The 22,655-nt window shown below is 39.0% G+C and carries 20 protein-coding genes; 8 read left to right on the plus strand and 12 right to left on the minus strand.

All coding sequences use genetic code 11. The features are described from left to right. The first annotated feature begins 1 nt into the window (after nt 1). Genes IPMB12_RS07195 through IPMB12_RS07210 form a run of 4 tightly spaced genes read left to right on the plus strand, consistent with a single transcriptional unit; the run spans nt 2 to nt 4,205 of the window. Nucleotides 2-1,753 carry an ATP-binding cassette domain-containing protein gene (locus IPMB12_RS07195; RefSeq protein WP_166916346.1) on the plus strand — a complete coding sequence of 584 codons (1,752 nt, stop codon included), beginning with the start codon at nt 2-4 and terminating at the stop codon, nt 1,751-1,753. Continuing rightward, nucleotides 1,750-2,871, plus strand: a complete 1,122-nt coding sequence (locus IPMB12_RS07200; protein ID WP_166916348.1) for an ABC transporter permease — start codon at nt 1,750-1,752, stop codon at nt 2,869-2,871. The genes IPMB12_RS07195 and IPMB12_RS07200 overlap by 4 nt, the downstream gene beginning before the upstream one ends. A 25-nt stretch (nt 2,872-2,896) precedes the next feature. Continuing rightward, on the plus strand, nt 2,897-4,009 hold the full coding sequence (locus IPMB12_RS07205; RefSeq protein ID WP_166917727.1) for an ABC transporter permease: 1,113 nt from the start codon (nt 2,897-2,899) through the stop codon (nt 4,007-4,009). A 4-nt stretch (nt 4,010-4,013) separates the two neighbouring features. Next, nucleotides 4,014-4,205, plus strand: a complete 192-nt coding sequence (locus tag IPMB12_RS07210) for a YaeP family protein (RefSeq protein ID WP_166916350.1) — start codon at nt 4,014-4,016, stop codon at nt 4,203-4,205. Here the strand turns inward: IPMB12_RS07210 and IPMB12_RS07215 are convergent. From IPMB12_RS07215 to trmA, 3 genes are all read right to left on the minus strand, one after another. Continuing rightward, complete coding sequence (locus IPMB12_RS07215; protein ID WP_166916352.1) at nt 4,174-5,646, minus strand: heavy metal sensor histidine kinase; 1,473 nt, start codon at nt 5,644-5,646, stop codon at nt 4,174-4,176. The genes IPMB12_RS07210 and IPMB12_RS07215 overlap by 32 nt on opposite strands. Further along, nucleotides 5,636-6,319 (minus strand): heavy metal response regulator transcription factor, encoded by a 684-nt coding sequence (locus tag IPMB12_RS07220; RefSeq protein ID WP_166916354.1) that lies wholly within the window; start codon nt 6,317-6,319, stop codon nt 5,636-5,638. The genes IPMB12_RS07215 and IPMB12_RS07220 overlap by 11 nt, the downstream gene beginning before the upstream one ends. A 527-nt stretch (nt 6,320-6,846) precedes the next feature. After that, complete coding sequence (gene trmA / locus IPMB12_RS07225; RefSeq protein ID WP_166916356.1) at nt 6,847-7,950, minus strand: tRNA (uridine(54)-C5)-methyltransferase TrmA; 1,104 nt, start codon at nt 7,948-7,950, stop codon at nt 6,847-6,849. Nucleotides 7,951-8,290: 340 nt separating this feature from the next. Here trmA and IPMB12_RS07230 point away from each other — a divergent pair, with 340 nt between their 5' ends. Next, nucleotides 8,291-9,121: a shikimate 5-dehydrogenase gene (locus IPMB12_RS07230; RefSeq protein WP_166917728.1), complete on the plus strand. Its 831-nt coding sequence runs from the start codon at nt 8,291-8,293 to the stop codon at nt 9,119-9,121. A gap of 32 nt (nt 9,122-9,153) precedes the next feature. Here the strand turns inward: IPMB12_RS07230 and mltC are convergent, their stop codons facing one another. The 9 genes from mltC to IPMB12_RS07275 form a co-directional block, all read right to left on the minus strand. After that, nucleotides 9,154-10,215, minus strand: coding sequence for a membrane-bound lytic murein transglycosylase MltC (mltC, locus tag IPMB12_RS07235; RefSeq protein ID WP_208293583.1), 1,062 nt, complete (start codon nt 10,213-10,215; stop codon nt 9,154-9,156). A gap of 31 nt (nt 10,216-10,246) precedes the next feature. Next, nucleotides 10,247-10,522: an oxidative damage protection protein gene (locus tag IPMB12_RS07240; protein ID WP_166916358.1), complete on the minus strand. Its 276-nt coding sequence runs from the start codon at nt 10,520-10,522 to the stop codon at nt 10,247-10,249. Between the two features lie 15 nt (nt 10,523-10,537). Next, entirely contained in the window at nt 10,538-11,596 is a 1,059-nt protein-coding gene (mutY, locus tag IPMB12_RS07245) for an A/G-specific adenine glycosylase (protein ID WP_166916361.1), read from the minus strand. A 120-nt stretch (nt 11,597-11,716) separates the two neighbouring features. Beyond that, nucleotides 11,717-12,868 (minus strand): bifunctional chorismate mutase/prephenate dehydratase, encoded by a 1,152-nt coding sequence (gene pheA / locus IPMB12_RS07250; RefSeq protein ID WP_166916363.1) that lies wholly within the window; start codon nt 12,866-12,868, stop codon nt 11,717-11,719. A gap of 91 nt (nt 12,869-12,959) precedes the next feature. After that, complete coding sequence (gene raiA, locus IPMB12_RS07255; RefSeq protein WP_166916365.1) at nt 12,960-13,286, minus strand: ribosome-associated translation inhibitor RaiA; 327 nt, start codon at nt 13,284-13,286, stop codon at nt 12,960-12,962. A 156-nt stretch (nt 13,287-13,442) separates the two neighbouring features. Further along, nucleotides 13,443-14,084 (minus strand): phosphoribosylglycinamide formyltransferase, encoded by a 642-nt coding sequence (gene purN, locus IPMB12_RS07260; protein ID WP_166916367.1) that lies wholly within the window; start codon nt 14,082-14,084, stop codon nt 13,443-13,445. 79 nt (nt 14,085-14,163) lie between these two features. Beyond that, nucleotides 14,164-15,201, minus strand: a complete 1,038-nt coding sequence (gene purM / locus IPMB12_RS07265; RefSeq protein WP_166916369.1) for a phosphoribosylformylglycinamidine cyclo-ligase — start codon at nt 15,199-15,201, stop codon at nt 14,164-14,166. A 166-nt stretch (nt 15,202-15,367) separates the two neighbouring features. After that, nucleotides 15,368-16,723 (minus strand): hypothetical protein, encoded by a 1,356-nt coding sequence (locus IPMB12_RS07270; RefSeq protein ID WP_166916371.1) that lies wholly within the window; start codon nt 16,721-16,723, stop codon nt 15,368-15,370. Between the two features lie 294 nt (nt 16,724-17,017). Beyond that, a complete protein-coding gene (locus tag IPMB12_RS07275; protein ID WP_166916373.1) occupies nt 17,018-18,568 on the minus strand; it encodes a hypothetical protein in 1,551 nt (516 codons plus the stop codon). Between the two features lie 352 nt (nt 18,569-18,920). Here IPMB12_RS07275 and rpsO point away from each other — a divergent pair, with 352 nt between their 5' ends. From rpsO to nlpI, 3 genes are all read left to right on the plus strand, one after another. Continuing rightward, entirely contained in the window at nt 18,921-19,190 is a 270-nt protein-coding gene (gene rpsO, locus IPMB12_RS07280; RefSeq protein WP_166916375.1) for a 30S ribosomal protein S15, read from the plus strand. Between the two features lie 264 nt (nt 19,191-19,454). Further along, nucleotides 19,455-21,587: a polyribonucleotide nucleotidyltransferase gene (gene pnp / locus IPMB12_RS07285; protein WP_166916377.1), complete on the plus strand. Its 2,133-nt coding sequence runs from the start codon at nt 19,455-19,457 to the stop codon at nt 21,585-21,587. A gap of 58 nt (nt 21,588-21,645) precedes the next feature. Beyond that, nucleotides 21,646-22,524, plus strand: a complete 879-nt coding sequence (nlpI, locus tag IPMB12_RS07290; protein WP_166916379.1) for a lipoprotein NlpI — start codon at nt 21,646-21,648, stop codon at nt 22,522-22,524. Nucleotides 22,525-22,655 lie beyond the last annotated feature (131 nt).

Raw genomic sequence — 22,655 nt, forward strand, 5'->3', positions numbered from 1 at the left:
AATGGAAACAGTACAAGCTTCACCAGCTAGTATCATATTACAAGATGTTAATAAACATTTTGATAATGTAGAAGCCCTTAAACCGTTAACGATAACGATTAAAGCGGGAGGTGTAACTGGTGTTGTTGGGCCTGACGGAGCAGGGAAAACCACACTGCTCAGAATGATGGCAGGATTGCTTGAAGCCTCAGCGGGTTCTTTGAATGTTGCAGGTCTTGACCCGATTAAAAATCGTAGTGAACTGCGTGATATTTTGGGCTATATGCCACAAAAATTTGGTTTGTATGAAGATCTCACCGTCATTGAAAACTTAAATTTATTTGCTGATTTAAGAAATATTCAGGGTGAAGAAAGAACAAAAACTTTTAATCAGTTACTGGATTTTACTGATTTACACCGTTTTACTGACCGCTTAGCCGGCAAATTGTCAGGCGGTATGAAACAAAAATTAGGGGTAGCTTGTACGTTGCTTGGACAGCCTAAAGTTCTGCTACTGGATGAACCGGGAGTAGGTGTTGATCCTATCTCTCGTCGTGAGCTCTGGAAGATGGTGCATACGCTTGCCCATGAGGGTATGTTAATCATCTGGAGTACTGCTTATTTAGATGAAGCAGAGCAGTGTGAAAATATCCTGTTGCTGAATGAAGGGAAATTACTCTTTAATGGAGAACCGATGCAGCTGACACATCAGGTGAGTGAGCGTGTAGTGTTGGTCTCTTCTAATTATCCTCATCGCACATTATTACAGCAAGCATTAAAGTTACCGGAAATCAGTGATGGCGTGATTCAGGGTAATGATATTCGCCTGATCTTAAAATCTGATGTCACACTTGACACAATTAAAGATAAACTGGTTGCCATTGATAACATTCAGGATATTAAAGTTGTTCCTACTGCTGGTCGTTTTGAAGATGCTTTTATTGATCTGCTTGGTGGTGTTGAGATCAAAGAATCGGTGCTGACTAAAATTATGCAACCTATTGAAGGCAGCAAAGATGAGGTTGTGATTGAGGCACAAGATCTAACTAAACAATTTGGTGACTTTGTTGCGACTAATCACGTTAACTTTCAGGTAAAACGTGGTGAAATTTTTGGTTTACTCGGACCAAATGGTGCAGGTAAGTCAACTACCTTTAAAATGATGTGCGGGTTGCTTAAAATCTCTGCCGGACAGGCGCTGGTACTTGGTATGAGTCTGGCTAAAAGCCCGACTAAAGTCAGACAACGTCTTGGTTATATGGCACAAAAATTCTCGCTCTATGACAAATTAACTATCCTGCAAAATCTACAGTTTTTCTCTGGTATTTATGGCTTAGTTGGTAAAGAGCAGAATGAACGTATCGAAGAGATGCTTACTGCGTTTAATTTTCATTCTATTCAAAATAAAGATATTAATTACCTGTCACTGGGGTTTAAGCAGCGTTTAGCTTTAGCTTGTGCCCTGATGCATAAACCGGATGTGTTGTTTTTAGATGAGCCAACTTCGGGTGTTGATCCGGTGACTCGTCGTGAATTCTGGATGCATATCAATAGTTTAGTGGATAAAGGTGTGACTGTGATGGTAACGACTCACTTTATGGATGAAGCAGAGTATTGTGATCGTATTGGTCTGGTTTATCAGGGTAAACTTATTGCTCTTGGTTCTCCGGATGATTTAAAGCAACAAGTCGCGACACAGCAACAACCCAATCCAACTATGGAAGATGCCTTTATTGAACTTGTTCTGGCACACGATAAGGAGCAGGTAAAATGAGTCTGTCTATTCGTCGCTTGCAAGCATTATGTGTGAAAGAGACTAAACAAATCATTCGTGACCCGAGTAGTATGTTGATCGCTATTGTGATTCCTGTTCTGTTACTGCTTATCTTTAGTTATGGTATTAATCTGGACTCCAGTCGATTGAACGTGGGTGTTGTTGTTCAGGATGAAAGTCTGCCGGCGCAGCGTTTTGTACAGGTTTTACAAGGCTCAGATTATTTAAATCCGGTGGTTGCTTCTCATCGTGAAGTTCTTGATGATCAGCTTAAGATGGGGAATATCCGCAGTATCATTATTATCCCTAATGATTTTGGTAAACAATTTACCGATAATCAGGCCAGTATTCAGGTGATTACTGATGGCAGTGAGCCCAATATTGCTAACTTTGTACAAGCGTATATGCAAGGCGTATGGAGGATCTGGCAGCAACAAAATCTTCAGGATGCCGGGCAGGAGCTGACTAGTAGCATTGAGGTTGAAATGCGTTATTGGTTTAATGCTGCTGCAACCAGTCGGCACTTTATTATTCCGGGGGCAATCACTATCATCATGACCGTTATCTGCTCGATCTTAACTTCACTGGTGATTGCCCGTGAGTGGGAAAGGGGCACAATGGAAGGGCTTCTCTCCACACCAATGACCAAATGGGAATTATTACTTTCTAAACTGTTACCTTATTACGGCCTGGGGCTGTTTGCGATGTTGATCTGCCTGTTATTTTCCATTTTTATTATCCATGTGCCATACCGGGGCTCATTTATTGCATTATTTATTCTCAGTAGTCTGTTTTTATTTACGGTACTTGGCATGGGACTGCTCATTTCAACACTGACCCGTAATCAGTTTAATGCTGCCATGATTGCGATTAATGCGGCATTCCTGCCAGCTGTCATGTTATCCGGGTTTGTGTTTGAAATTAGTAGTATGCCGGTCATTATTCGCCTGACAACTTATATTATTCCGGCGCGTTATTTTGTGAATTCTCTACAGACCCTGTTCCTATCAGGTGATGTCGTGTCTGTATTAATTACGAATGGCATTTTTTTAGCGGTGTTTACTTTGATTTTGTTAACGCTTGTGATGAGAACAACTAAATTGCATTTGGATCGATAATATGTTGCCTATTTTTTCCCGATTTATGTGGATTTATCGAATTGTAACATTGGTTAAAAAAGAGCTGTTGCTGCTGTTTAAAGAGAAGCAAACTCGAATGATTTTAATTATGCCGGTATTTTTACAGGTTATCATCTTCCCGTTTGCAGCCACACTAAATGTGACCAATGCTACTATTGGTGTCTACCGGGAAGACACTGGGCAGGCTTCTTACGAGATTATTCAGCGTCTAATTAAAACGGAGGCATTTTCAACCATCCTTTTTTTAGATTCAGCTGAGCAGGTTGAAAATGCCATTAATCGTGGAGACATTCTGTTATCAGTGAACTTTCCGGGCGATTTTACTGCCCGTTTAGTCAGGCAGGATAACCCGCAGGTACAAGTAATTTTAGATGGGCGCCATTCTAACAGTGCACAGATCGCAGCTAATTATGTGCAGCAAGTGATTATGCAGTATCAACAAGAATCAGTCTGTCAGTTGCAAGGGAATTGTGACAGTAATCAGCTGATTATCCGCCACTGGTTTAATCCAAATCTGGATTATAAATGGTTTGTTTTGCCTTCTCTAGTCGCTTTAATTACGACAATTGGTGTGTTGATTGTTACAGCACTTTCTATTGCCAGAGAGCGGGAACAAGGCACATTTGAACAATTACTGGTTTCGCCATTAACCACCTTACAGATTTTTATTGGTAAAGCGATTCCTGCATTAATTGTGGCTACAGCACAAGGTACAGTGATTTTAGTGGTAGGTATTTTTGCTTATCAGATTGCATTTCAGGGCTCATTATTACTCTATTATTTCTGTATTCTGGCTTATGGTCTGTCTTTGATAGGATTTGGATTATTAATTTCAGCACTCTGTTCTACCCAGCAGCAGGCTTTTATCGGGATTATCGTATTTTTAGTACCTGCTATTTTACTCTCTGGTTATATTGCACCGGTAGAAAATATGCCCGAGTTTTTACAGCATATTACTGTGATAAATCCGGTGCGTCACTTTACTGAACTGACTAAAGAGATTTATTTAAAAAATGTTTCCTTTGCTATTATCTGGAAAAGTTTATATCCTCTGTTTCTAATTGCGATGGCAACAAGCAGCTTTGCTTATTTTATTTTCAAAAAACGTATAGGGTAGAAATATGTATTGTGAATTAATCAGACAGCGATATGCTGAAATTGGTAGTAATGATATTGGTTATGTAGAAGATGCCTTATCTTGCGTTATGGAAGCGTTAAACGCTATTGCCAGTGATGACAGAACACCGGAAGATTTACGTGAAAAAGCAGCCTTTGCAGCAGCTAATTTACTGATGAGTGATTTTGAGGTTTAGTATTTTTCTTGGTTGGTCGTTTATTTAGCATATTGATTGGCAAATGAATAATAAAGCGGGTTGAGTCATCATCGGATTCGACCCAAATACTTCCCTGATGGATATCAATAATCGATTTTACAATCGCTAGTCCAATACCTGCGCCCGAACCAGAACCGCCATCATTACGATTTCTTGACTCATCCGGACGATAGAAACGATCAAACAGTTTTGGCAGATGTTCTGATGAGATTTTCTTACCCGGGTTTTGAACGACTATCTGAATATCGTACTTATCAACCTGAGACAAGGATACGGTAATACTCTCGCCTGATGGCGTATAACGAATGGCATTTGATAATAAATTACCAATAGCTCGGGAGAGCATTGCTCTATCACCCTGTATCACTGGCGCATTACCTTGCAGTACAAAAGAAACATTTTGTTCTTCAGCTACCGGCTCAAAATATTCAAAGATCGATTTTATCTCTTCTGTCAGGTCAATACTGATGGCTTCTGGTATGGTCTTTTTATTATCAGTCTGAGCCAGAAATAACATATCTGTAATCATCTTAGACAGACGCTCATATTCTTCCAGATTGGAGTAAAGAATCTCCTGATACTCTTCAACGGTTCTTTCTGTACGTAGAGCAATTTGAGTTTGAGTGACCAGATTAGTGATGGGTGTTCTCATTTCATGTGCGATATCAGCCGTAAAATTACTTTGTCTTTGAAACACATCATCAATACGTGCCAGCATATCGTTAAACGCCTGCACAATACCGATAAACTTAGCCGGTACAATGGAAGTCGGGATTCGATAACTTAAATGACGGGAAGTAATACTTTGAATCTTTTTACTTAAACGATTGAGTGGTTTTTGCGTTAAATAAACAGTTGAAATCGTCCAGATAAATGTAGTGATACAAGAGATTAACACTAAAATACGTAAACCATCACGCAATTGCTGAATAAACTTTTGTTGTAAGGTACGACCAACACCAGTGATAACAGTATATTCGTCACCAGCGTAGTTAGAGATTCTGGCGGCAGCTATGCGATAAGAGCGATCGTTATAGTTCCAGATCGCCGTATTACCGTTTTCAATAATGTAATTAAATTCGTTATGCTGCTGAACTAACGCTAAATCAGGTCCTCGGGTACGGTAGATCGTATTACCATCTTTATCGATGATATAAGCATATAAACCATTATGAGCAGCAAGAATTAATGAAGTATTTTGTTCAAACTCTTCATATTCAGTACGGGGATTGTGCAGAAATAACTCAGTATTGATTGAGTTAATTACTGCATTAACATCGGTGACGTTCTGCTGTACAGAATAATTATCAAAAGAACGCTCGATAATATAACTTAAAATAAATAGCAATGCGCTGGTAACGCAGCACAGTAAAATAGATAAACGAATTGAGAAAAATAAAGAGTAATACTTAGTCTTCATCCAGAATATCCAGTTTATATCCCATACCGCGAACAGTATGAATCAACTTGGGTTCAAAAGGTTGATCCACTTTATTACGCAGGCGACGAATAGCAACATCAATAACGTTAGTATCGCTATCAAAATTCATATCCCAAACTTGTGAAGCAATAAGAGAGCGAGGCAATACTTCACCAGGATGGCGTAAAAAGTATTCCAGTAACAAAAATTCTTTATTGGTTAAATCGATACGTTTGCCTGAACGGGTAACAGTACGCTTTGGAAGATCCATCACCAGGTCAGTAATTGTTAGCTGATTTAGATTAACCTGCGGACTATTACGACGTAATAATGATTTAATTCTGGCCAGTAACTCAGCAAAAGAAAATGGCTTAACCAGATAATCATCAGCACCTAAGTTCAAACCTTTTACTTTATCTTCAATTCTTCCCATTGCAGACAAAAGTAAAATTTGTGTATCTTTACCCGCTTCTCTGAGTGACTCAATAATTTTCCAGCCACTGATATCCGGTAGCATAACATCTAAAATAATCAGATCGTACTCTTCAGTCATAGCTTTGTGATAGCCGTCAAGCCCGTTATGTGTTAAGTCGACAACAAAACCAGATTCAACTAATCCCTGACGTAAATATTCACCTGTTTTGTGCTCATCTTCAACCACTAACAATTTCATAAGCGTCCCTAATTAATAACAGTAAAACCATGACTTTATGTTATATAGCATAAAGTAAAGTTGATAAATAGCAAATAAGAAAAGTATGACAAAATTGTCATTTTCATGTCATTTAATCGTAGGTGTGAGAGGGTTATAGTGTATCCATATTGTGTAGCACGGAGTTTTTAGTAGTTCTTTTTTTTCGTTGTTTTTATTTCCTTTCATCCATTCCTTGCAATTTGATGCGCCCTAACTTTTAGTTAGGGTTTTTTTTTGGTAATAATTTATTACCGATGGATAAAATGCCCGAAATAGTAAAATGACAAATTCTGTTGGTAGGGTAAAGCAAAATATCTGAAAAAGCGATTAAAACGAAATGACAAAAGTGTCATTTTGATGTCATTCCAGAGTATGGAAATAAGGTTTATATTGTACTTAATGAAAGACACAAGGTAACCACTTTCTGTTTTTTATTGTTTTATTTCCTTTCATCCATTCCTTGCAATTTGATGCACCCTAACTCTTAGTTAGGGTTTTTTTTATGTTTAATTTTTCTTTTTTGCTAACACAACACCTGATTCCATATGCTCTGTATAAGGAAACTGATCAAACATTGCCAGTTTCACGATGTCATGAGTTTCAGTTAATACAGCAAGATTATCTTTTAGTGTTAATGGATTACAGGAAATATAAATGATCGTTGGATATTTCTGGATCATAGTCAGAGTTTTGTCATCAAGACCCGCACGTGGTGGATCAACCAGTACGGTATTACACTCATAAGAGGTTAAATCTATTCCTTTTAAACGATTAAATTCCCGTTCACCTTTTAGTGCTTCAGTAAAATCTTCTGCTGACATACGCAGGATCTTAACATTATCAATATCATTGACCTGAATATTATACTGAGCAGCGCTGACAGACGGTTTTGCGATCTCTGTTGCCAGAACCTGACGGAAGTTTTTAGCCAGTGCTAAAGAGAAATTACCATTACCACAATACAGTTCCAATAGATCGCCTGTTGCATTTTTAGTTGCCTCAATTGCCCATTCCAACATCTGAATATTCACGCGCGCATTAGGCTGAGTAAAGCTATTTTCTACCTGACGATAAATAATATTGTGACCGTCAACAGACAGAACTTCATCAATGTAATCATTATCAAGATTGATTTGATGTTTTTTAGCCCGACCAATAATTTGTACATTAAAGCCTTGTGCGGTCAACTGATCTTTTAAATTTCTTGCTTCCAGCTCCCAGGCTTCATCCAGCTGTTTATGGTAGAGCAGAGTGATAATTAATTGCTGGCTCAAGGTGGAAAGATAATCGACCTGAAACAGTTTATAGCGTAGTGGATGATTATGTTTAATGGCTGCAAGCAAAGCGATCATCGCCTGATTAATCAGTTGTGAAGCAATCGGAAACTGCGTCACTTCAATACGTCTGCGTGTTAGCTGATCAAACATAATATGACAAATATGATCGCCATCATGCCAGATGCGAAATTCAGCTCGCATTCTGTAGTGCTTAATTGGTGACGTAAACGCCTGTACTGCTGGTGGATTAAACTCAGCCATTAGCTTTGTAAGCGTTTTAATCTTGTGTTGAAACTGCTGCTGATAATTTTCGTCAGTTAATGAATTTGTCATTCTGTTTAGTACTGCAAATTGAGTAAGGGACTTAAATTTAGCGTCAAATTATAGTGAATAAGTTGATTAAAGTAAAACTTCAATAAAATCAATAATTTGTAAAATTAACTTATTGATTTTATTTAACTATTTAAATAAGTATTAGGTAAATACATAAAATTGCTTATAGTTAAGGTCTATGATCAGAGATAAAACTTGTAAATATTACCCGACATCAGATCAAATGACAGAAGATAGCTATATCTGGAATAGGAAACACACAAAATAAATCTGGCGATAACGGGTATAAAACCGGATGAGTTATTGGTATGATTATCGCCGTTACTATCATGAATTAAGGATGAATCAAATGATTAATAAAGATACTCAACTTTGTATGTCTTTATCCGGCAGACCGGGTAATTTTGGTACACGTTTTCACAACTATCTCTACCAAAAACTCAATTTAAACTTTATCTATAAAGCATTTACGACCAAAGACTTAAAAGCAGCAATTGGTGGTGTACGTGCGCTTGGTATTCGGGGCTGTGCTGTGTCTATGCCATTTAAAGAAGACTGCATTCCTTATCTTGATGAACTGGATATTTCAGCCAGTGCCATTCAATCAGTGAATACTATCGTTAATACAGATGGTTATCTGAAAGCCTATAATACGGACTATATCGCGATTGCTAATTTAATTAAAAGCAATCAAATCAACCCAGATACTCATTTTGTATTGAAAGGTAGTGGGGGAATGGCAAAAGCAGTTGCCGGTGCGCTATTTGATGCAGGTTTTAAACACGGTACAATTTTAGCGCGTAATAAAGATAAGGGGACTGAACTGGCAAAACTTTATAACTACCAGTGGATCGCCAGTGAAGAAGAGTATGATTTATCTAAAGTACAAATGATTATTAATGTCACCCCGGTTGGCATGGCTGGCGGGGCGGAGGAACATGATTTGGCTTTTCCTGAACTATGGATTAAACAGGCTAAAATTGTTTTTGATGTGGTTGCTTTGCCGGTTGAAACACCAATGATTAAACTGGCAAAATCTCTGAATAAGAAAGTAATTACCGGAGCAGAAGTCATTGCCATTCAGGCACTGGAACAATTTGTGTTATATACCGGTATCCGACCTGATGCAAAACTTATTGATGAAGCGGCAGCATTTGCCCGTAGTAATTAACTCTGGCAGTAACTAAAACAGTGATAACGAACTTACTTTCTCAGTAAGTTCGTTACTTTAATTAAATAATTACGTGATTCCTGAGAAGCATGTTTTGAGGTCAGAGTTTTAAACACTTGTTCTGGTGTCATTGAGTTAATCACATCAACCGCTTTTTTACGATCTGCAGAGAACGTTGTCAGTACACTTCCAGCACCACCATTATAAGCAGTAATCATTGCGTATTTCATTGATAGTGGATTCTTAATGCCGACTAAATAACGATCCCGGATTAAAGCCAGATAAGCACCACCCATATTGACGTTATTTTTTGGGTCAAGCAGGTAAGAGCGGGTTGGTTCACCTTTCATCCCCCAGTTTTGATATAAATCACGGCCTGCAGTATGTTGTTGTACCTGCATCAAACCAATGGCATCAGAACGGCTGACAGCAAATGGGTTGTAGTTAGATTCAACCTGCATAATGGCTAGAATGAGTGACTCATCCAGGTCGTAACGATTAGCCGTATTTTTCACCAGCGGTAAGAATTTATGCGCACGTTGATCGACGTGGTTGGCGACTAAATTAATCGTCACAAATGAGATTTGTTTGTCATCAGCTAAACGGGACTTTAGCTGATTATTAACTAAGTAGCTGGCAAAGTGGTTAGCTCGCCATTCCCAGCGAATTGGTTGCCCGGTTTCATCAACCACCTGATTATACAAGAACGGCTCTTTGCTTGGGTCGATAGTCTTTGAATCATCTTTAAGCATATCGTCCGGTTCAGACATAAGGAGTGTTGAAACGATAGCGCTGGTCAGTTCAGTTAATGGGTCGTGAGAAAGTGTTTCAATCGTGATACGACCAGAAACAAAGTTGATATGCACACGAGTTTGTAAGTTGTCACTATAATGAACATAGTCTTTAGGGCCCGGAATAAGGACTTCCTGACGTCCCCAGATGTCCTGGATGTTGTCAGCGAATTGACTAATTAAAATGTTAAAAGCATTGGTGTCTTTAGTGTAATCTACCGGTCCTTGTCTGTTTGAAGACGTAGAACAAGCCGCTAAAATAAAGGTAATTAGCGAAAGGACAATGATTTTCGTTTTATTCATCATAGGTTTAAAAAAGTTTAAGAAGTGCGCATTATAGCTGTTTTGGTGGCGTATAGCCATGGATATCGACAGCTTCACCTTCAAACAGGAACTTAATCATCGCTTCTTCTATCTGCTTCCGGTGCTCCGGGTTCATCATATTTAGTTTGTTTTCATTGATGAACATGGTCTGTTTTTTCATCCACTCCGACCAGGCCTGCTTTGAGATCTCATTGTAAATTCGCTTGCCAATTTCTCCCGGATAAAGTTGAAAATCTAAGCCTTCAGCATCCTTCTTTAGATAGTGACAAAAAATTATTCTGCTCATAATGTATTCCTTACTTTATATCTCTTTCGACTTAGATAATTGTTTCAATAAGTTATCAACCGGCGTTGCCAGACCTACTGTCTGGGGCTCATTCAGGTTATACCAACAGCCGGCTTGTTCTTCCCGGAAGCTGGTGCGATGAGTTATCTTACAATAAATTGGTACAATATCCAGATGAAAGTGGCTAAAGGTATGGCGAAAAGAGATCAGCTGCTCTGGTTTTTCTGTTTTAATCCCTTGTTTGTGCAGCCATTCCTGTAAATCACTTTCTGTCTTAAATTGTGGGAAGCAGTAAAGTCCACCCCAGATTCCTGTCGGTGGTCTTTGTTCCAGCCAGATAGTTTGCTTATCCTGCAGAATTAGAAAATAAGCGGTTTTTTCCGGGATCTCTTTCTTTGGTTTTTTCGTCGGATATTTTTGCCAGCTATTGGTCGCATAAGCCTCACAGTCACGGTTAACCGGGCAAAGTGTACATTTAGGTTTAGAACGAGTACAGATCAGTGCACCAATATCCATCATTGCTTGATTAAACTGTGCCACACCTTTAGCCGGAGTAACTGATTCACTAAGAGTCCATAATTTATTTTCGACTGCCTTTTGTCCCGGCCATCCTTCAACTGCATAGTGTCTGGCTAGTACACGCTTTACGTTACCATCCAAAATAGCAAAATGTTGGTTTTGTGAGAGAGACAAAATTGCACCAGCGGTTGAACGCCCGACACCAGATAAACCAGCGACATCATCAAAAGTAGTTGGAAATGTTCCGTGAAAATGCCCAGCTACATGTTGAGCAGCTTTATGCAGATTGCGAGCACGAGCATAATAACCAAGTCCGGTCCAGAGATGTAGCACATCATCAATAGGTGCTGCGGCTAAATCTGAAATGGTTGGAAAGCGCTCAATAAATTTTTGAAAATAGGGGATCACTGTTGCAACCTGAGTTTGTTGTAACATCACCTCAGACAACCAAACGTGATAAGGGCTTTTTTCCTGCTGCCAGGGTAGGGTTTTACGTCCGTACAGCTCATACCAGTTCAGGACTGACTCGGAAAAGTGACTAAATCTTTCTGACACAATAATAACTCTATGTTTTCTGTTACTTATTAATACTATTTAGCTTCGGCAAAACATTAAGCGCTTAAATACAAGGGATCTTTATTCTGTCCGAAGCCAAACCAAATAATCTATTTAATATCAGGCCACCGGTAATAAGTTATCGCTCGGATAACAGCCCAGTACTTTCATAAATAAGGTGATGGATGATAACTCTTTTAGTGCCTGTTGCATATCCATTGTACCAAGATTACCCTGTAAATCGATGTAGAACATCTCTTCCCAAGGATTTCCGTGAATTGGTCTGGATTCTAACTTGGTCATGGCAATATTATGTTTACGCAGAACCAGTAAAGCATCAACCAGCGCACCGGATTGCTGACCGGTTTTCATCAAAATGGTGGTTTTAGCCGGGATTTGGCCTGAAACCTCAATCGGCTTACGGGACAGGACAATAAAGCGTGTGATATTTTCTTTCTGATTAGCAAAATTGTGTGCTAAGACCTGAAGTCCATACAGCTCACCACCATCTTTATTACCCATGGCGGCAACAGTTGGATTATCAAGTTTTGCCACTGTCTCCATCGCTGATGAAGTACTATCGCAATAAACGATCTTCCAGTGAGGGTACTGAGCTAAAAAATTACTACATTGCTGGAATGGTTGCGGGTGACTATAGACGGTTTCAATCTTATCTAAATCCGTCTGACCTTTAGCTAAAATGCAGTGATCAATCGGTAATGCTAGTTCGGCAACAATATGTAAATTAGTTTTTTGTAGCAAGTCATAAACTTCATTGATTGAACCTGAGCTGCTATTTTCCAACGGTAAAATACCGTAATCAACAAAACCCTCTTCCACCTGATGAAAGATATCAGTAAAGTTTTGGCAACCACATTCGACCATTTGATTAAAGTGGATGCTGGCATAACGGCGAGCTGCTAAATGTGAATAAGAACCTTTAGGGCCTAAAAAGGCAATTTTAGCCGTCGTTTCTGAATTATGATTTAACTGCTTTTGCAGAATTTTTTGCTGCATTAGGACAGAATCTTCAATAATTAGCTGATACAGACGAGTAATATAGATTTCATCCAGATCATAAGCCTTACCTTGTTCTGTCAGCAGTTTTAACAGTGCATGTTCACGCGCAATATCCCGTACCGGTAAATTAGCTGCTATCTTGGTATAAATGACCTCTTTAGACAGATTACGACGATCTGCCAACAGATTTAATAATTGCTTATCCAGCGCGGTAATTTTTTCACGTAGTGGTAATAACGGATTGTTAGACATAAATGACAAGACTCAAGGCAGTAAGATTAGTGTATAAGTATCACATAAAATAAAGGCACTATACAGTGCCTTTTATCAGAATTATTTCGTATTACTCTTCAGGCGTATAGCCTTTAATACTTTCATTGGCTCGGCGTGCCTCACCTTTATGTTGAATTTTATTTAATTGACGTTCTAGTTTTCCTACCAGTTCGTTAATAGCCGTGTACATATCATCGTGTTTCGCAGAGGCGACCAGTGGTGAACCTTTTGTTGTTATCGTTGCATCAATCATAAATCCGTTGGGTTCTTTGGACAAAATAAAGTGAGGATTAATGAGTTGAGCTCTCCACTTATCCAATTTCGCGAATTTCTCTTCGATGTAGCTTCTAATTGCAGGAGTAATATCCATTTGTTTACTGGTAATGCTTAAAGTCATAATTGACCCCCTATAATCTAGCTAATGTGTGTACTACTGATACTACATTGTCAAATTATTAGAGGGTCGTCAACCAGTTCTTATAAATATTTCAACGACCGCACAAATTGGTTGCTATTGTTTTGATTCATAAAGATTTATGGAGTAAACTGAATATTAGTCTTCGCTACAATAGCCCTGTGCAGGTAAACGCTCATTATCTAAATAAGCCTGCCCATCTTTCATCATTAAACGACCTGCAATAAACCATTTCACAACTAAAGGGTAGATTTGGTGTTCCTGAACAAGTACCCGACTGGCAACATCTTCTTCATTATCATCAGCAAAAACCGGAACTTTAGCTTGTAAAATGATAGGACCACCATCAAGTTCTTCTGTGACAAAATGTACTGATGTGCCATGTTCACTATCTCCGGCTTCAATTGCTCTGCGATGAGTATGTAATCCTGGATATTTAGGAAGTAGAGATGGGTGAATATTCAACATTTTACCAGTGTAATGTTGTACAAACTTAGGTGTTAAAATACGCATATAACCTGCTAACACGACTAAGTCTGGCTGATATTGATCAATTTGTTTTGCGACAACTTCATCAAACTCTTCACGCGACGTGAAATCTTTATGATTAATTACATGAGCAGGAATCTCAGCCTGTTTCGCGCGTTCAAGAGCAAAAACATCGGGTTTATTTGAGATAACAGCAGCAACCTGTGCATCGATTAATTTTGACTGACAGCTATCTATAATAGCTTGTAGATTAGAGCCGCTACCGGAAACTAAAACAACAATTTTCTTCATTATAATATGACTCGTAAATTGATAAACGATAGAAAATAATTAATAAAAAATAGCGACCAGAGTCGCTATTCTAAAAAGATTATTTGATGATTACGCGCTCAGCAGAATCAGAGGCTTTGATTTCACCCAGTTTCCATGCTTTTTCACCGTGAGCAGTAAGCAGCGCAATCGCTTTATCAACACTATCTTTTGGTAGTGCGATAATCATACCCACACCACAGTTAAAGGTACGGTACATTTCATGACGACTGACATTACCAGCCTGTTGTAACCAGCTGAATACTGCCGGCCATTGCCAGCTTGACTCATCGATCACAGCCTGAGTATTGTCTGGTAGTACACGTGGAATATTTTCCCAGAAGCCACCACCAGTAATATGAGCAATGGCGTGTACTTCAACATTTTCAATCAGGTTTAAAATTGATTTAACATAGATTTTAGTCGGAGCAAGTAAGTGTTCAGCCAGCGGTTTGCCTGCCAGCATCTCTTTTGCCGGGTCAGTTTTGCTGACTTCTAAAATTTTACGGACTAAAGAGTAACCATTAGAGTGTGGACCGCTTGCCGCCAAAGCAATTAAAGTGTCACCATCTTTGACTTTACTGCCGTCAATGATTTTTGATTTCTCTACGACTCCAACACAAAAGCCAGCAATGTCATAATCATTGCCGTGATACATACCCGGCATTTCAGCAGTCTCACCGCCTACTAAGGCACAACCAGATTGTTTACAACCTTCAGCAATACCCGTTACCACTGTTGCGGCAACGTCAACATTGAGTTTACCTGTTGCGTAATAATCTAAGAAGAAGAGTGGTTCGGCGCCTTGTACAATTAAGTCATTAACACACATAGCAACAAGATCGATACCAATAGAGTCGTGATGATTAAGATCCATGGCCAGACGTAGTTTCGTACCGACACCATCAGTACCGGAGACTAAAATAGGTTCTTTATATTTTTGTGGGATAGCGCAGAGTGCACCAAATCCACCAAGACCACCAATAACTTCCGGGCGACGAGTTTCTTTTACAACAGTTTTGATTCTATCAACTAACGCGTTACCAGCATCAATATCAACACCAGCGTCTTTGTAACTTAATGATGTTTTGTCAGACACAGCAGGGATCCTCTGAGCGATTATTAAGAAAGGCGATAAGGCTGCTTATTTTAACAGTGTTATGTGGTATTGGCGATAGCCGCTGGAATATTTTTATTTATTACAGAGAAAATAATAAATAAAATTTACACGGTTTTATGTCTTGAAATAATAAGTTCTATAAACATTATTGTTCAATACAAACAACAGCCGGATTATTTGGCTGTACTGGCGGTTCAACCAATTTGAAGTGGGAGATTGAACCATAGTTTACACCTACAACAAAAGGACTATCTGTTTGATAGAGCTCTGATGTCCAGTAGTAACTATGCATCCAGTTTGAACCACTATAATTTTGTAAGGAACCCCATTCACCACCAAGTGTACCGATAGCTCTGGTATACACGTTATTTGAACCAAGACTACTACCGCCAGCAACATTGTTTTTTGGTGAACTGGTTAAATCCTGACGTGTAGCCATTTGAGTCCCACAGACAGCAGTGGCAATATCGTACGTTGTATAATTGGTTCCACCCATCCCTGCATCGGACGCGGTTTTAGGCATAGCCCATTTTTTGATGGTAAATGAGTAGTTTAACGTTGGCAAACCAACGGGGGTAATACTTATTGTCACAGTAGTTGGTAAACTGGCTGGTCTTGTCAGCGTCACCAATCCTGTACTGGAATTAATACTGGCTACAGCCGGATTGCTTGAGGAGAATCCGGAAAAACCAGCCGGCCAGGATGAGGTTGCTACAGTAAATTTAGCATTTTCAAAGCCTGTTGTTGGGAAAGTATCACCAGACACTTTGGTTTTAAAACCATTTGCCGGATCAAAATCTTCACTGTAATAAGCGCCAAAGTTATTGGAAGATGGTGGATTATAAGTTCCGTTTCCGGTGACAAATGTAGGAGGGCCACCACCTGTTGCTGACCAATTGATCCAAGCCATATGAGTTGGTTTTAAGAAACAAATTTCGGGTTCTACATTAATCGAGAACGTTTTTGTTAAATCACCAATGAGCGTGGAAATTGGGTCACCATATTCTGAAACAACACTAAAATCCTGGGCTTCAATCGTTAATGTATAAGGTGCGACACAGCTATCTAAATAGCCGGTCGTATTTGATACTACATTACCGTATTTGTCTTTCCACTGGGCGACTAATGAAGTGTAAGAAACCAAACTCGTTGATGACGGAGCATCACCATCCTCATCAGTATAATCGTTATCCCATATATCAATATTAAAATCACTCAGCTTCAAGGTGCGAGGAAAGTAGATATTAGAAATATCAGTATCCCCTACATAGGTCTTATATCCGGCAGGCTCTGATGTATCAGGCACTGAAAAGTGCAGAAAATCATTTATATCCGCAGGAATAGCGCCATCAACAGTAAGAAGTTGTGGGCCACGGCCCTGAATGGTCTGTGCAGAAGAGGCTGTTAGGGACGCAGTTAGTACCCCCGGAGATATCAGAAAACATAGAAAAATGACTGTTCCAATAGATGGGAATACTTTTTTCATTATATTTTTACCCATATTGTTTCCTCTAACTATTTACTTATCTGTCTGAATCAAGCAACTGGATATTTTAATTTTACCTTTCAAAAGAGTTCATATCGCATTTTTTTGAATATTAATGTCTATAAATGTGAATTGAGTCAATTTTTTATAAATAATAAAGTATATGAATATATTTTATGATACTAATTAGGTTAATAAGAACAGAGAAATTATATAATCATAAGGCTTACAACAACTAAATTTTCTCATTAAAAAAATGAGCTACAAAGATGTAGCTCATAAGAGTAAAAAACGAGTTATTAACCGAACTTAACCACGGCATATTGCTGCGTAGCTTTTGAATGGATGAGAGTAATCACTTTTGCCATCTGTACTGACAACGTTTTGGTTAACTGTAGACCATGCTTCACTGGCCCAGTACCCAATTGTACCGCTCCATGGTGAACCAGCATAGTTTGCTACTCTTCCCCATTCTCCCATAAACGTGCCATCAGCATCTCGGGAGTAATAATCTTGACCAAGAGGAGGTGCGCTTCCTTCTGCCGCTACTGTACGTGGGCTATTGGTTAACTCATCACGTCGGTAGAGGTATTGCTGACGAAATTCCTTATTTGCCTCTGTCATTCCCATATCGCTTGGTGTCGTCGTGCCATTGTCTGCATTTGGCCCTACAGTACGACAAGCATCTAGAACAGGAAAGGCAGTTGATGTAGACACGCTGCCAGTATTGCCGTATTGCAGTAAGCCTTTACCTATCGCCCACTTCATCGGTACCGGTATAGTGTAACTGTTCATTGGTATCCAGGTTAGCCCTCCATCAACAGTGTAATCCATATTGATTGTTGCTGCTGTTGTCGGTTTTGCTGTACTGTTATAGGTGATTTGACAGTTTTCTCCTAATGCTGTACTCGCAGAACCTGATAAATCTACCCAACTAGCGCCTGCTCCCTTTGTACACCTGTAATTATTCTGATCTGTACCTGAACCCATCAACTTTAATACAGCTTTATCAAACCCAGTTGTAGGGTAAGCTACAGCCGCTTGATTTAGTGCTTTGACAGAAAAACCTCGATGAACATTACCGGTTTTCTCCCATAAGGCAGGATTGTAGCCAATTGTATATTTAAGATTATCACTTGTACCAGTGTAAAATTGGCTCATTTCCCCCGTTCCGATGTAACAAATCTCAGGACCACCAGCGGGTGTAAATGTATATGTTATTGTCGGATTTGTGCCATAATTATTTGTCCTTGGATAACCATACATTGTATTGGCCGATACTTCGCCATCTATCGTAATTTCTAATGTATAAGGACCCTCACATTTCGGCATGATTTGATTTTGAGCAGAGAGTGGAACTGTCACACCATTGTTTTTCCATTCTACCTTTGCTGTTCCTAATATAGTGTCCAGTATCCCTGCATCGCCATCGTCGTCATCTACACTTAGCTGAGTAGTGCTTGATAACAGCTCTGAAGCACCTGTTGTACTGACTATCGCCGTTATATCGCTAAATTTCATCCCCACCGGGGCTATCAGTACTGTTCCTGCCATACTTACATCAATTTGCTCTGTACCGGGTGTGCCATCCCGGTTTGGCATGCTAAAACCTGATAACTGATTTAAACTTGTTAACTCTGTACCATCTGATAACTTTAAATATGGCTTGTTACCTTGAATGACTTCTGAGGTTAATGTTAATGATTCAGCATTAGTGCGGTTAATTGATAATAAGGAAATGAAACTTAGTACGATGATACTAAATAAACGCGAGAATAATGAAGTTTTTAGTAATTGTTTTTTATTTATAAAAGCATCATAAAGCGTTTGCCCGCTTACTTTAAAAGTACTGTTTTTCATATCTTCTTTACACCGATCCCTATTTATTTTATTTATAATTTATTCTTACTTAATGTAAATTGAATACTACGATATTTTAGCATAACTTTTTCGTTTTTAAATGACAAAATAGTGCCGATATTGTTTGGCGTCACTCTAGTGTCTCTAAATGAATATGTTAACTATTTGAATGTTTTTGTTCTTTAACCACAATATTTTTTATCTAAAAAACTCAATAATAACGGGTTTTATTGATTGCAATTTATAAATAGCGGCGTATAATTGTCGCCCAATTCGTGGGAACTACTGAATTAGAGATCGGGGTTCTCGTTTATTTACTTACATATCTTTATAGATAGTTTAGGAGTTTATTATGTCTCTAAGCGCAGAAGTTGTAGCAAAAATTGTTGCCGAGTATGGCCGTGATGCAAAAGATACAGGTTCAACTGAAGTTCAGGTTGCTTTATTAACTGCACAAATTACTCATTTACAAGATCACTTTGCTGAACACAAAAAAGATCACCATAGCCGTCGTGGTTTATTACGTATGGTTTCTAGCCGTCGTAAATTACTTGATTACCTAAAACGTTCTGATGTAGCTCGTTACACTCAGTTAATTCAACGTTTAGGTTTACGTCGCTAATTTTAAGTGATATTAAGAAAAAGAGGCTCTTAAGCCTCTTTTTTTATGCTGCGAATAATTATGACAATTTACTGTTTTGATGTATAATTAGACGCGTTTTTTATTGAAGATCTTCAATATCATATCCCGCGCGGCTAACGAGAGCTCTATTTCTGGTAATTTTATCTTAATAAACAATGAGATAAAAATCTGAGAGAGATTTGTCGTTAGTCGTGAGTATGAGAAGGTCTTTTCCATTCAAATCTTATTTAAGAGGAATTCACTTTGTTTAATCCAACAATTCAAAAATTTCAATATGGTCGACATACTGTAACTCTCGAAACCGGTATTATGGCTCGTCAGGCAACTGCTGCTGTTATGGCTAGCATGGATGATACAGCAGTATTTGTTACTGTTGTGGCTAATAAAAAAGTTAAAGAAGGGCAAGATTTTTTCCCGTTAACTGTTAACTATCAGGAACGTACTTATGCGGCTGGCCGTATCCCGGGTGGCTTCTTTAAACGTGAAGGTCGTCCAAGTGAAGGCGAAACACTTATCGCTCGTTTAATTGACCGTCCACTTCGTCCATTGTTTCCTGAAGGTTTCTTCAACGAAATTCAAATCGTAGCAACAGTTGTTTCTGTGAACCCTGAAATTAATCCTGATATCGTGTCAATGATTGGTGCTTCAGCAGCATTAAGTTTAGCGGGTGTTCCTTTCAATGGTCCAATTGGTGGTGCGCGTGTTGGTTTCATTAATGATCAGTTCGTACTAAATCCAATGACCAGCGAACTACCAAACAGTCGTTTAGACCTTGTGGTAGCAGGTACTAAAAGCGCAGTGTTAATGGTTGAGTCAGAAGCTGACCTGTTAACAGAAGATCAAATGTTAAGCGCAGTTGTGTTTGGTCATGAACAACAACAAGTTGTTATTGATAACATCAACGAAATGGTTGCTAAAGCAGGTAAACCTAAATGGGACTGGGCTGCTCCGGCAAAAAATGAAACTTTATATAATGCAGTTGCACAACTTGCTGAAGCACGTCTTGGTGAAGCATATCGTATTACAGTAAAACAAGATCGTTACGCGCAAATTGATGCGATTAAAGAAGATGTTCTTACTACATTAAAAGCACAAGATGAAACGTTAGATGATAATGAAGTATTAAACATCATCACTGATTTAGAAAGTAAAACAGTACGTCAGCGCGTTATCGCTGGTGAACCACGTATCGATGGTCGTGAAAAAGACATGATCCGTGCACTTGATGTTCGTACTGGTGTATTACCAAGAACACATGGTTCTTCACTATTTACTCGTGGTGAAACTCAGGCGCTGGTAACAGCAACACTTGGTACTGAGCGTGATGCACAGACAATTGACGAGTTAACCGGTGAATATACTGACCGTTTCTTATTACATTATAACTTCCCTCCGTACTCTGTTGGTGAAACAGGTATGGTTGGCTCACCAAAACGCCGTGAAATCGGTCATGGTCGTTTAGCTAAACGTGGTGTTAAAGCGGTTATGCCTTCAACTGAAGACTTCCCGTATACTGTACGTGTGGTATCTGAAATCACTGAATCAAATGGTTCTTCTTCAATGGCTTCTGTGTGTGGTGCTTCTTTAGCACTAATGGACGCAGGAGTGCCAATTAAAGCATCTGTTGCTGGTATTGCAATGGGTCTGGTTAAAGAAGGTGATAACTTTGTCGTTCTGTCAGATATTCTTGGTGATGAAGACCATTTAGGTGATATGGACTTTAAAGTAGCGGGTACAAGTACTGGTATTAGTGCGCTGCAAATGGATATCAAAATTGAAGGTATTACAAAAGAGATCATGCAGGTTGCATTAAATCAGGCTAAAGGTGCGCGTCTGCACATTTTAAGTGTGATGGAACAAGCGATTAATACCCACCGTTCAGAAATTTCTGAATTTGCACCGCGTATCTACACTATGAATATCAATCCGGAGAAAATCCGTGACGTGATTGGTAAAGGTGGTGCAACAATCCGTGCACTTACTGAAGAAACGGGTACTACAATTGAAATCGAAGATGACGGTACAGTGAAAATCGCTGCATCAAACGGTGAGAAAGCACAACTAGCTATTGCCCGTATTACTGACATTACTGCTGAAGTTGAAGTTGGTAAGATCTATGCAGGTAAAGTTGTTCGTATCGTTGACTTTGGTGCCTTTGTGGCAATTTCTGGTGGTAAAGAAGGTTTAGTACACGTATCTCAAATTGCTGAACATCGTGTTGAGAAAGTGGCTGATTACTTAACTGTTGGTCAGGAAGTACCAGTAAAAGTACTTGAAATTGATCGTCAGGGTCGTATTCGTTTAAGCATGAAAGATGCGGTAACGACATCAGCACCTGCAGCTGAGTCAGAAGTTACTACTGATTCTGCTGAATAAGTAATAGTAGTCGTCATATTAAGGTGCCACATTGGCACCTTAAGCAGTTGGAGTCACCATGAAATTTGTCGGCATAAAATGTGGAATTATTGCGCTTATAGCAATCTTTCTCTCCGGATGTAATACGCTAGGATGGTATAAAGATCCCGTATTAGCTATACCAGAGCGTCCGACTTATGAAGATGAAGTGAAAATTGCACGACTAGGGCAACAACTTAATAGTCCAGATATTGATGATGATACCAGATTACACACGCTGTTTTTACGTGGTGTTCTCTACGATTCAATTGGTTTAAGAGCCTATGCACAAAGTGATATGACTTTGGTGATGGCGATGAGACCAGATCTGCCAGAGGTATATAATTACTTAGGCACATTTGCCATTGATCAAGATGATTCAGATGCTGCTTATATGGCATTTAATACTGCACTTGAACTTGATCCGGAAAGCGTTTCTGCGCATTTCAATCGTGGTCTTGTTTCATATCGTGGTGAGCGTTATTCGTTAGCACTGGATGACGTTTTATTCTTCTACAATGATAAACCTGAAGATGCGATTCGCCTGCTTTGGGTTTATCTGGTGGATAAAGAAATTGATAGTAAAGCTGCATTAAAATCTTTGCAGGAGCGTTATGATCAGATGGAAGATCAAAGTGCCTGGGGTGGTGATATTGTGGCGTTTTATCTGGGTAAAATCAGTGAATCAACGCTGATGGAAAATACCCAAAAAGAGGTGACCAGCAATCGTCAATTAGCTGAGCGCCTTACTGAAGTCTATTTTTATTTAGGTAAATATTACCTGAGTAAAGGTAATGAAAAACGTGCTGAGACATTATTCAAATATTCGTTAGCAAATAATATTTATAACTATATTGAATATAAGCAGGCACTAATAGAGTTAAATTTGCTCGAGAAAGAGCGAAATCAAAGTAATTAATCGATTTAAAAGATTAATTCTGGGGTCATGCCAGTTTTAAAAAAGTGAAAATAGGTTTTATAGCAGTTCTTTTTATAACTAGTGTTGTGTCCTGTCATTGCAGGATAATTTAATATCTTCTGTTAAGATAT

It is taken from the genome of Zophobihabitans entericus (assembly GCF_011745665.1).
Lineage (GTDB): Bacteria > Pseudomonadota > Gammaproteobacteria > Enterobacterales > Orbaceae > Zophobihabitans > Zophobihabitans entericus.